Source organism: uncultured Shewanella sp. (genome assembly GCF_947491715.1).
Lineage (GTDB): Bacteria > Pseudomonadota > Gammaproteobacteria > Enterobacterales > Shewanellaceae > Shewanella.
In genome coordinates this window covers 1-12,143 of record NZ_CANLKR010000002.1, presented here as the reverse complement: position 1 = coordinate 12,143, position 12,143 = coordinate 1, and the positions used below count along the sequence as shown (strand labels likewise).

Genomic DNA, 12,143 nt, shown 5'->3' with positions numbered 1-12,143 from the left:
GGTACTTACCCCAATTTATATGAATACGCCGTGACTTCGCCCATCTCAATACTTGACATCGATCACATTTTGTTTAATTAATAATCATAGAGCTGTAACAAGTTCGTCTATGTCCAAGGCCTTATCCAGTAATGTAACACCCCTTAGATATCGCAGTTTGACGAGCATCCTTAACATGCTAGACAGAAGGTGAGCATCATGATTTTAAATCATTTAATGGGGCTATATACGCATCCAAAAGAAGAATGGCACGCAATAGAAAAAAACCATGAGTCATTTAAAAGTAGCCTGAGTCATATCTTGCTCATCGCGCTTATTCCCGTTATTTGTAGTTATATTGCCACCACACACATCGGCTGGGATCTTGGGATCGGTCAGCGACATTTTTTTACCGTTCGCAGTGCCTTTTTTATTAGTTTATCCATGTATTTTGGCTTACTTGCTGGCGTATTTATTCTCGCTTATATTATTTTTTGGATGGCCAAAACCTTTGATGCAACGCCCACGTATACTCAATCTTTAGAGCTAGCCGCCTATACTGCTACCCCCATTTTTATGGTAGGCTTCGCCAGTTTATTCCCCGTGCTTTGGTTTATTATGATCGTAGGCCTCATCGGGCTGAGTTATTCTATGTATTTGTTATTTACAGGCGTTCCTATCATCATGAATATTCATGAAGATAAGAGTATTGTATACACTTTATCCGTACTCACTGCAGGCTTTATACTGCTAAGTGCGTTAATGGGAAGCAGTGCGATTTTATGGAGTTGGGGGCTATCGCCTGTCTATCAATAACAAATGCAGGCTTTTGCAGGAATGAAAAGCCTTTGGACATAAAAAAACCGACAACCCATATGCATACTACGCTGTCGGTTTTTTATCTTATTGACTGAAATTATGCAAAAGAATCTCTTAACGGTACCGTTAAGTTAAACACTAAATGCTCAGGATTCGAATCTTTGTTATCAGCACAGAAATAACCTTCACGTTCAAATTGATAGGCTTTTTCGGCAACCGCATCGATTAAGTTTGCCTCAACCACACCTTGCTTGATAACCAGTGAATGGGGGTTAAGCACTTCTTCAATATTATCGCTGGTAGCAGGATTTGGATCGATAAATAATCTGTCATATAATCGAAACTCTGCTTTTTGAGCCGTACTGGCTTCAACCCAGTGGATCACCCCTTTAACTTTTCGGCCATCACTTGGGTTTTTGCCTAATGTATCTGCATCATAAGTACAATAAATGGTGGTAATATTACCTTCATCGTCTTTATCACAACGCTCAGCTTTAATCACATAAGCATTACGTAAGCGCACTTCTTTCCCTTGCACTAAACGCTTATATTTTTTATTGGCTTCTTCACGAAAATCATCGGCATCGATAAAAATTTCACGGCTAAAGGCTAAGGATCTTTTGCCCATTGCTTCAATATTCGGATGCACAGGCGCCATGATCGCTTCGACTTTATCTTCAGGATAATTCTCGATGATAATTTTAATAGGATTAATCACAGCCATTGCGCGGGGTGCATGTTCATTGAGCTCTTCACGAATACAGGCATCAAGCATAGCCACTTCAACCATGTTTTCTTGTTTCGTCACACCAATACGCTGACAAAACTCACGGATAGACGCAGCCGTATAACCTCGACGACGCAACCCTGCAATTGTCGGCATACGTGCATCATCCCAACCTGTAACCACATTATTCACGACAAGATCATTAAGTTTTCGCTTAGACATTAACGTGTATTCAAGATTTAATCGTGAAAACTCATATTGGCGAGTCCGATTATCAATGTTGAAATCATCTAAATGATCTAATACCCAATCATACAAGCGTCGGTTATCTTGAAACTCTAATGTGCATAATGAATGGGTGATATTTTCAATCGCATCTGAAATACAATGGGTGAAATCATACATGGGATAAATACACCACTTATCCCCTGTTTGATGATGGTGGGCAAAACGCACCCGATAAATAATGGGATCGCGCATACACATAAAAGGCGAGGCCATATCAATTTTCGCCCTCAGCGCACACTCACCTTCTTTGAATTCACCCAGGCGCATTTTTTCAAATAAGGCTAAGTTTTCTTCAACACTGGTATCACGATAAGGACTGTTTTTACCCGGTGCTTTTAACGTCCCTCTGTACTCACGTGTTTCTTCACTGTTAAGAAAACACACATAGGCTAAATTTTTCTTAATAAGCTCTAACGCATATTGGTGCAGCTTATCAAAATAATTTGATGAGTAACGGATCTCTCCTGCCCATTGAAAACCAAGCCATTGCACATCTTCCTGAATAGAATGCACATAATCGATATCTTCTTTTTCAGGGTTAGTATCATCAAAACGTAAATTACATTGACCTTGATAATCCTGTGCAATACCAAAGTTGAGGCAAATTGATTTAGCATGACCAATATGCAAAAAGCCATTTGGCTCTGGCGGAAAACGGGTATGCACTTGTGTGTGCTTACCCGTTTCAAGATCTTCATCAATGATATTACGAATGAAGTTACTCGGACGTACTTCGGTGTCCACTTGACTCATGGAATTCCTCTCAAGGACAGGGTTAAAAGTTAAAAAAGCATGATCCTACAGATCACCTCGAGATACAACGATCCACACTGAAAAATAACGATTATCGTAAAAAATAATCGATTCTAATGTAAAAAGCAGCGAATGAACGCTGCTTTTTCTCTCACTTTGGCAAAAATTACTCGGTGATCACTTTCACATTTGGAATAATGCTCTGTGTCTTGCGGCCCTTTCGCTTTAACCAAAAATAAAATATCACTAAGGCACCAATGAAGAAGCCGCTCCACAATATTGACTGCAGCGGATGTTGCGCTAAAGTCGCCATTTGATAAAACACAGTCGCAGTGCCATAAGCAAGACCAAATGTCCAAGTCGCTGCAAACAGTGCCCAACGAGGACCAAACTCATTCACCATCGCTCCCATCGCTGCCACACAAGGTGTGTACAGCAAAATAAACAGTAAATAAGCAAACGCCGCAATTAACGTTGGAAAACCCGACTTTAACGCAATAAAGGTATGGGTGCTTACCGATTGCTCTTGCGCGGCCGAATTAACCGATGACACATCTCCTACAGACAGCGATAAGGGATCGTCTAATGAAATACCAAATAGGTTAGCAGGAATAGTGGCCAATGCTTCTTTAAAAGACTCGAATAAAGGCGTTAAGCGCTCATTACTGTCTCCTCCAGAATATAAACTGTTTAATGTTCCCACCACCGCTTCTTTAGCAAAAAGCCCAGTAATAATTCCTACCGTTGCGGGCCAATTATCTTTCTCTATCCCCATAGGTGAAAAGAAAGGCGTCACATTTTGACTCACGACACTCAACACTGACTCAGCACTATCTTGATGACCAAAGCTGCCATCTGTACCAATTGAATTAACAAAATTCAACAAGGTCACCACAATAACAATGGTTTTACCCGCCCCTTTAATAAAGCTTTTCGTGCGCTTGCCAGTTCGATTCATAACCGTTCTAAATTTGGGCCTTTCATAGCTTGGCAGCTCCATGACAACGGCACTGCTGGAACCAGGTAACACCGTCGATCGCAGTAACAATCCGGTGCCTATTGCGGCAATAATGCCAATAATATATAAACCGAAAACTAAATTTTGCCCCGTATGCGGAAAAAACGCCGCGGCAAATAAGGCATAAACGGGCAGGCGCGCACCACAGGACATAAAAGGTGTCATTAAACCTGTCACTATTCGCTCACGTTCACTGCCTAACGTCCGCGTAGACATAATCGCAGGAACAGAGCAGCCAAAACCCACAATCATAGGCACGAATGCTCTACCCGGCAAACCAATGCGGCGCATGAGGCCATCAACAACAAAAGCCGCTCTTGCCATATAGCCTGAGCCTTCCAATATGGATAGCATTAAAAATAAAGCTGCAATCACTGGAATAAAGGTGGCCACTGTCTGAATACCTTGGCCCATGCCTCCCGCTAAAATCGTCACTAACCATGCTGGTGAGCCTATCCCCTCAAGTAATGCGCCAAAATGATCAACAAATAATGCTCCAGCACTGATGTCAAAAAAGTCAATAAACGCACTTCCGACATTAATACTGACCATAAACAGTAAGTACATGACCAATAAAAAAATAGGAATTCCTAGAAAAGGATGAAGCACGACTTTATCTAATTTGTCCGTAAGCGTTTCATGTTGTTCACTTGTCACTGAGCGAGTAAACACTTGCTCAACAAAATTAAATCGCGTTGTTGCAAGAAAAATTTCAATATCTTCATCAGATACTGCTAAGACATCCCCAGCTTTTTCATCTTTCTTATTAATAGACTCAGGATTCGACGCACTGCCACAATTGTTTTGTCTTGTAGATTGGCTCGCCAACTTGGCTAATGCATCCCCTCGAGTCAACGCAGGTGTTTCTGTTAGGATCTGACTGATCTGCGCTTCCAATGCATGACCATAATCAAGTATTAAGGGCGATTTTGAGACTTGCCCTTTTAATAAGGCCACCACTTGGGATTTGACTTTGATAATATCTTTTTCATCTCGAGAACAAACAGCAACTACAGGGCAGCCTAAGGCAGTACTCATCTGCTCGACATTAATATCGATTCCCCGTGCCAGTGCAACATCAATTTTATTGAGTACAACAACTAAAGGGATCCCCAATTCGCGTAATTGCACAGTTAAATAAAGGTGTCGCTCGATATTGGTTGCATCCACAAGGTTAATGATGCCATCCATCTTTTCATTGGCTAAATAAACTTGTGCAATTTGTTCATCCAAAGAGCAGTCACAAGAATTTCCAGCTGGGAGTAAATCGTAAATCCCAGGTAAGTCAGTTAAATACACATCGGTGTTTTCTAAAGTAAAAAGACCCGTCTTCTTTTCAACGGTCACACCAGACCAATTACCGACCTGCTGATTCGCCCCCGTTAATGCATTAAATAATGTCGATTTTCCCGCATTAGGGTTACCAACAGTGACACAATGAAATTCTTTAGTCATGGGCTTTTTCAACCTCAATGATATCGGCCAGATCTTGCCTCATGCATAATTTACTCCCTCGTAAATTCAGCTCAAGGCCCGTTCCCATAGGCGCACGACGGATCAAGGAAAAACGAGTATTGGGTGTGATCCCCATCGAAAGTAACTTTCGTTTTACCGTTAACGGCAAAGATATCTGCCCAACAATAGAGATAATGGCATTATCTCCTGGTTTTAATTCACTTAACTTCATTTACCTATATCCCTTTGAGAAGTACGCGAGAGATAGAGCCTTCATCGCGAAATGGGAAGCAAGAATGGACTTGCTCAACCTCAATCATTTATCAACATAACCACCTATCAATTGCCCGCTATTATCTGCTTTATTGAGCTTAAAAACAAATTAAATAGTAATCATTATCAATTACAATATCCGCCTGTATTAAAAGTATGCACACAAGCACAAACCTTGTGAGATGAAGACCTGAGGCAAAAAATAAACCCCATAAACATAATCAATTCATTTGCCTTCATTTATCACTTGATGCACTCTACGCCATACAGTAAAGTGAGCTCCCCATTTTAACGGGCATAACATCCTCGTTAATGCCGTTAACCCAGTTTGATAGGTAAGAGATAGTAAGCGTCATGACATTCAAACGTGCCACAGCATCAGAAGATGCCCTTTTACGCATTTTTACGTTGCCAGAAGCCCCTGATTCGACACTGAGCGTGATAGAACAAAACCTATCTCGTGATTTAATGGGCTTTTTAAAGGACAGTATTGTTGCAATTGAAAAGCCTCTCACTGAGATTGAACGTGATTTTCAACAATACCACATTCCTGAGATGCCTCAGTTTGTCTCTGATTATACAGATGACATCATGAAAAATTTGGTGGCGCATTCTGTCCATACCTCTTCGCCCAGTTTTATTGGCCACATGACCTCCGCCTTACCTTATTTTGTCTTACCTTTATCGAAAATGATGGTAGGACTGAATCAAAATTTGGTTAAAATAGAAACATCAAAAGCCTTTACCCCTCTTGAGCGGCAAGTGCTTGGCATGATGCATCACCTTGTTTATCAAAAAAATGGTGATTTTTATCAACACTGGATGCACAGTGCAAATGATTCTCTCGGGGCTTTTTGCTCAGGGGGAACCGTTGCCAATATTACCGCTTTGTGGACTGCTCGAAATCAGCTATTAAAAGCCGATGGCGATTACAAAGGTATTGCTGCCCAAGGCCTGATGAAAGGGTTACGTCATTATGGTTTTGAAGATTTAGCCATTTTAGTCTCTGAACGTGGACATTATTCTTTAGGCAAAACGGCTGATTTATTAGGTATTGGCCGAGAGAATATCATTCAAGTGCCTGTTGATAACAATAATAAAGTCGACGTAAAAAAAATGCGCACAATGGCCCATAAACTTCATTCATCCAATATTAAAGTGATGGCCATTGTGGGTGTCGCGGGCACCACTGAAACCGGCAATATTGATCCCCTTAATGAACTGGCAGATCTTGCAGCAGATCTCAATTGTCATTTTCATGTGGATGCCGCCTGGGGAGGGGCTTCTTTACTATCAAATCGATATCGCCACTTACTCAGCGGAATTGAACGTGCAGACTCTGTCACCATTGACGCCCATAAACAATTATACGTCCCCATGGGCGCTGGCATGGTGCTCTTTAAAGATCCCACCTTTGCTAATGCCATAAAACACCATGCTGAATATATTTTACGTCAAGGTTCAAAAGATTTAGGCAGCCAAACACTGGAAGGATCACGGCCGGGTATGGCTATGCTTGTGCATGCCTGTTTACAAATTATTGGTCGAGATGGCTACGAAATATTGATTAATAACAGTCTAGAAAAGGCACGTTATTTTGCAGATCTTATCCATCAACAAGATGATTTTGAACTCGTCAGCGAGCCTGAACTGTGTTTATTAACCTATCGCTATGTGCCAGAACAAGTGCAACAGACGATAGAGAAAGCTCGAGAGATGAATGATATAAGCACTTTAACAAACATTAATCAGCTGCTTGATGGACTGACTCAATGGATCCAAAAACAGCAACGAGAGCAAGGGACCTCTTTCGTTTCTCGTACTCGAATTCAAGCAGAACCTTTAATGAATGGCCCTTCTATTGTCTTTCGGGTCGTGTTGGCCAACCCATTAACCACTCATGACATCCTAAACGATGTATTAGCTGAGCAAATCAGTATTGCGCAGCAAGACACACAGTTTTTACCTGAGCTGTTAACACTCACTAATAGCCATACTGAACAATAACAAAAACGGAGCAGGTTTCAGCCTAGTACTGGTACCTGTAATCCCTATCTGTAATACTCACCGCTCAATCCCGCTTTTTATCCTACTAAGCTTGTCATCTTCACTTTCGCACACAGAAACTGAAGAGAATAGTCAATTTCATCTTCTTAAAACAAATACCCTAGATTGTCACTCCCGTCTTTTTTGCATAAAAAAACACCGCGATATTCACGGTGTTTTATTCAACTTAATCTTAATCAATAATAGTTTTTATTCCAAAACACTAAAACCATTATTCCTCATCAATTACATTTTCAAGCTAGCTTGAACATAGAAACGACGACCTAAAGTATCATAAGTATAAGGGTCTGTATTTGAATCATTATTACCTGAATAATATGGAGGCGCTTTATCGAACAAGTTATTAATGCCCGCAGAGAAAGTCAAGTTCTCGGTCATGAAATATGACGCTGAGATATCATGATAAACAACCATATCAACTGAAGGTGCATAACAGGCTGATGTGTCATCCTTACAATCAAAGCTGTCCATGCCCGCAATGAAACGTGCTTGATAATTCGCACTCCAATTATCCGCCATCACACTCAAATCAAGGTTCGTTTTATACTTGGAATAGCTACCAATACCTGAAGTGATAAAGCCTGCATAATCTACAGTGCCTTCCGTTGTGGTCACTTCATAGTCTAACAAAATAGTACTATCAGCAGCCGCTCTCCAATCTAACCCTAACATTTCAAAGTTATAAGCCACATTCAAGTCAATACCTGATGTTTCTTCAGAACCAATATTTTGTAATTGGTTATTAAAGGTAATACGACCTGTATTATCCATTGAAATTTGAGCAGACTGACAGAGTGCAGAACTCGTATTTGTTGCATTACCAGAACTGTCTAAACAAGAATCAACAATATACTGAGCATTAACTTCCGCAATGGCATTATCGATTTTAATATTATAATAATCGGCCGTTACGGATAAACCATCAAACCAACTAGGAGAATAGACAAAACCTGCAGTAAGTGTTTTTGCTTCTTCCGGTGTTAAATTTTCATTACCACCGACAGTCACTTGTGCTTGATCTTGCGCACCAGGGAAGGTGACTTGATCAAAAGAAGTAGATTGACCAGAATACAACTCATCGACCGTAGGCGCTCTAAAGGCTGTTGAAGCAACACTTCGCAGCATTAAGTCTTCTGTCACGCCCCACGTTAAACCTAACTTCCAAGTGCTGTCACTACCAAAGGTGCTGTAATCAAACGCACGTATCGCCGCACTAACTTCAACATTTTCAGCTAAGAACATATCAGAGAGTACAGGAATAATAAATTCAGCATACGCTTCTGTCACATCGTACTCACCGCTAGTGGGATCCACTTTTGGATCGTTTGCTAAGCCTTGAGCCGTTAATGAATCAGGGATAAACCATGCTTTTTCCGTTCTTTGCTCAAGACCTGCTGCAAAGCCAACCATACCCGCTGGCATTTCAAATAACTCACCACCTATGTTAGCAGACAGAATAAACATTTCACTGCCACCAGAGTTAATCTCAGTGTAAGTGTAACCTTGCATGTTATCAGCCGACCATGCAGTTTGGTCTAATGGGTTAAAAGTCCCATCTGCAATATCATCATTAACAGAACCCATATTAATCAGATTCGCTAGGCGATCGACAGAGTCATTACGACCATAATTTACCGCAACATCCCAGCTCCACGCGTCCCCAAATTCACCTTCAAGGCCCGTAACAATACGAACGGTATCGACGACTTGGCTAAACTCACGATTGCCGACATCTGACATTCGACGGTAATAGGTAACCGAATCATCATAATTAATCCCGCTGCTAATCAAACTGTCACCCATAGCTTCCGTGTAGGTAAAATCAGTCCAAATAGGTTGAGGCGCCATTTGTTGCTCAGACCAACGCTTAGAGTACATCGCCTCACCAAATAAATTCAGCGTGTCAGTTAACTCATAGTTAGCTAATGCTGTCATATTTAAACGTTGCATTGGGGTATAAAGATAGCTTTCTGAATTGTAATTATATCTATCACTATCAGAAAAATCATGCCAAGTGCCATCGGCATTACCTTGTAAAGACTCATTATTTGGTCCGTATACATGCCCATAAGGAGTCAATACACTTCCCGCGCAGTAGAGCGATATATTGCCATCAGCATCGGTTTCTTCTGCATAAGGACACGCTGAGAAATCACGATCTGCCATACTGGCTTCACCGCGATCCATATATTGAATACCCATAACCGCATTACCACGGTCAAAGTTACCACCAACCGTAAGATCGATACTACTTGTGATTGCATCACCTTCGGTTGAGGCGCCGCTTTGGGCATTTAATTCAAAACCTTCAAAATCATCTTTTAAAATGATGTTAACCACACCAGCAATTGCATCGGAACCGTAAACCGCTGATGCGCCATCTTTAAGCACTTCAATGCGCTTAATCATCGAAACAGGAATAGTGTTTAAGTCAACGGTTGAAGCAGCCCCTGTGCCAGAGTTAACCATACGACGGCTATTCACTAATACTAAGGTACGTTGTGAACCTAAACCCCGTAAGTTAATAGAGGCATTACCTTGTGAGCCATTATTAATACCAGGATTAGTCATGGCTCCGCCTGTGGCAGTCATGGTTTGTAGCACAGAGTCAATTGATGTTGCACCCGATGCTTTAATCGCACTGGCATCAATAACAGTAACTGGGCTCGCCGTTTCCATATCGGTACGTTTAATACGTGAGCCTGTTACAGAAATACGTTCGACTTTCTCTTCAATTGTTGTCTCTTCTGCGAAAGTTTGCCCAGATAAAACAACACTAGTGGCAGCCATAGCCAAACAGCTACGACGGACTGCTTTCGCAGCTAAAGTTAATGAATGCATATATTCTCCCTGACATTCCAACTTGAAATATCAAAATATTATTATTTGTTGTTTATTATTTTATTATTGAAACTAACGTTAATTATTTTCGAACTAAATACTGTTAAATATACGACTTCATGTCAACACTAATTACATTAAAATAACCTAAAAGCGTTTTTATGAACAAATAAAACTCGATACAAATAATAACAAATAACGCAAACCCAATAAAAACACAAGGTTATAAAAAACAGCATTAAATATATAAATAAATTATATTGAATTTTTACAACAACCCATTTTGATACTAAATTATAAACAATTAGTTAGTAGTTAATTTATAGGTTAAATAAAGTTTAAAAAATAACAATTATTAAAACAAAGTATCAGTAATTGATACAATGTATGTTCAAAAATAAGGATATCGCTATAGGCTGCACCCCACCACAACTAAGATATACACTGGGATTGAGTGGTCAAAATAACATCAGATGTTAAATTAATAGATCACGGGAATGATATCTTTATATTATTAATATAATGATTAAAGCAATCCGCCACGGCAAACAGCATTTGTATTACTTAACCTGAAAAAGAAACATAGCCTGTCAGCTAAATGGATTGCTTTATACTATAAAACATAAAACGACTAGGTATTCAATAAACTGAAATAAAAGACTTTATATATGAATCACTCAGCCATTTAATCAACCACAATCACATTAAAAAGGTATGATGGTTAATCGAATTTAAAATAACCTTATTTCATATATATGAAAATAAAAAGCAAAACAGGAAGAATAGATTTATATAGAAGTAAATAACATTAAATTTAAAATAACGGCGACTCTCATCTTAAAAATGTGGAGGTGGCAGACATTAGTATCAATATTTAACATTAAAATGAAATAATACAATATTCAGTATGGATGAATGAGCATTTTTCAAATGATCTTATTTATAATCTAATGACGGCCTAAAACAAAAGTGAGACGTTGTTGAAGTCAATCATGGTATTTCAACTGAAAAGTCTATGTAGACTGAACTCGAGACAATAATAGAAAACAACAAAAAACTATTATAATCAAAAGGTTAATATGAGCTCAATTGTTTTTGCCATTAAATTTGGCTTTAATGCCGATATTTTTGTTATATCAATCAATAGACATAAAAAAAGAAGCCCTCAGGCTTCCTTTTATTTTATGGTTACACTTAATCTTAACGAGTGCGTGGGCAAAGCTCTTCAGCACTGAAGAAATAAGCAATTTCACGCTCAGCTGAACTCAATGAATCTGAACCATGAGCCGCATTCTCATCGATACTTTGAGCAAAATCAGCACGAATTGTGCCTTCAGCTGCTTCAGCTGGGTTAGTCGCACCTAAAATATCACGGTGAGCAAGAACGGCATTTTCACCTTCTAACACTTGAACCATAATAGGGCCTGAAGTCATGAAAGCCACTAATGCGCCAAAGAAAGGACGCTCACTGTGCTCAGCGTAAAAACCTTCAGCTTGCTCTTGAGATAAATGGACCATTTTAGCAGCAACAATTTTTAAACCAGCAGTTTCAAAACGGTTGTAGATAGCGCCAATATTATTTTTGGCAACAGCATCAGGCTTTACAATTGAAAAAGTACGTTCGATAGCCATGAAAAGCATCCTTTTTTATAAACATGTATTAAAATTCGCGCGGATTATACGAAATTTAATGCATGATTCATACCCTTGTATGAGGATCTCACACAGATATACCCGTGAGACTTGAAGATACGTGTTTTCAGAGCCTGTAAAAGTGCCTAATTCAAGGCGTACTCTTTTAAAAAAACAAAGGGGCAAGAATGCTTATTGCCTTTTAAGGTGATACTGTTCCGTCCTGAGGTAAGTTGACACTTTGGAGACTTATCTATGAAAACCTCAAAAGCAATGGGCGTTAAACGCACA

General features: G+C 39.8%; 7 protein-coding genes. 2 read left to right on the top strand and 5 right to left on the bottom strand.

Annotated elements, in window-relative coordinates; translation table 11 throughout:
• Nucleotides 1–198: 198 nt before the first annotated feature.
• A complete protein-coding gene (locus Q0779_RS02735) occupies nt 199–795 on the top strand; it encodes a Yip1 family protein (protein WP_298769287.1) in 597 nt (198 codons plus the stop codon).
• Nucleotides 796–895: 100 nt separating this feature from the next.
• Here Q0779_RS02735 and glnS read toward each other — a convergent pair whose 3' ends face one another.
• From glnS to Q0779_RS02720, 3 genes are all read right to left on the bottom strand, one after another.
• Entirely contained in the window at nt 896–2,566 is a 1,671-nt protein-coding gene (gene glnS, locus Q0779_RS02730) for a glutamine--tRNA ligase (protein ID WP_298769285.1), read from the bottom strand.
• Nucleotides 2,567–2,732: 166 nt separating this feature from the next.
• Nucleotides 2,733–5,039: a Fe(2+) transporter permease subunit FeoB gene (gene feoB, locus Q0779_RS02725; RefSeq protein WP_298769283.1), complete on the bottom strand. Its 2,307-nt coding sequence runs from the start codon at nt 5,037–5,039 to the stop codon at nt 2,733–2,735.
• On the bottom strand, nt 5,032–5,271 hold the full coding sequence (locus tag Q0779_RS02720; protein WP_298769281.1) for a FeoA family protein: 240 nt from the start codon (nt 5,269–5,271) through the stop codon (nt 5,032–5,034). Before Q0779_RS02720 ends, feoB begins: the two co-directional genes overlap by 8 nt.
• Nucleotides 5,272–5,666: 395 nt before the next feature.
• On the opposite strand from Q0779_RS02720, the gene panP reads away from it, so the two are divergent.
• Nucleotides 5,667–7,319, top strand: coding sequence for a pyridoxal-dependent aspartate 1-decarboxylase PanP (panP, locus tag Q0779_RS02715; protein WP_298769279.1), 1,653 nt, complete (start codon nt 5,667–5,669; stop codon nt 7,317–7,319).
• A 285-nt stretch (nt 7,320–7,604) separates the two neighbouring features.
• On the opposite strand, the gene Q0779_RS02710 is transcribed toward panP, so the two are convergent.
• Together Q0779_RS02710 and ndk are read right to left on the bottom strand one after the other, a co-directional pair.
• Nucleotides 7,605–10,220: a TonB-dependent receptor gene (locus Q0779_RS02710; protein ID WP_298769277.1), complete on the bottom strand. Its 2,616-nt coding sequence runs from the start codon at nt 10,218–10,220 to the stop codon at nt 7,605–7,607.
• Between the two features lie 1,200 nt (nt 10,221–11,420).
• Complete coding sequence (ndk, locus tag Q0779_RS02705) at nt 11,421–11,852, bottom strand: nucleoside-diphosphate kinase (protein ID WP_298769275.1); 432 nt, start codon at nt 11,850–11,852, stop codon at nt 11,421–11,423.
• Nucleotides 11,853–12,143 lie beyond the last annotated feature (291 nt).

Excerpts from the sequence above, each read along its gene's own strand:
- ndk (WP_298769275.1), bottom strand. The coding sequence starts at position 11,852 with ATGGCTATCGAACGTACTTTTTCAATTGTAAAGCCTGATGCTGTTGCC.
- Q0779_RS02735 (WP_298769287.1), top strand. The coding sequence starts at position 199 with ATGATTTTAAATCATTTAATGGGGCTATATACGCATCCAAAAGAAGAA.
- panP (WP_298769279.1), top strand. The coding sequence starts at position 5,667 with ATGACATTCAAACGTGCCACAGCATCAGAAGATGCCCTTTTACGCATT.
- Q0779_RS02710 (WP_298769277.1), bottom strand. The coding sequence starts at position 10,220 with ATGCATTCATTAACTTTAGCTGCGAAAGCAGTCCGTCGTAGCTGTTTG.
- Q0779_RS02720 (WP_298769281.1), bottom strand. The coding sequence starts at position 5,271 with ATGAAGTTAAGTGAATTAAAACCAGGAGATAATGCCATTATCTCTATT.
- feoB (WP_298769283.1), bottom strand. The coding sequence starts at position 5,039 with ATGACTAAAGAATTTCATTGTGTCACTGTTGGTAACCCTAATGCGGGA.
- glnS (WP_298769285.1), bottom strand. The coding sequence starts at position 2,566 with ATGAGTCAAGTGGACACCGAAGTACGTCCGAGTAACTTCATTCGTAAT.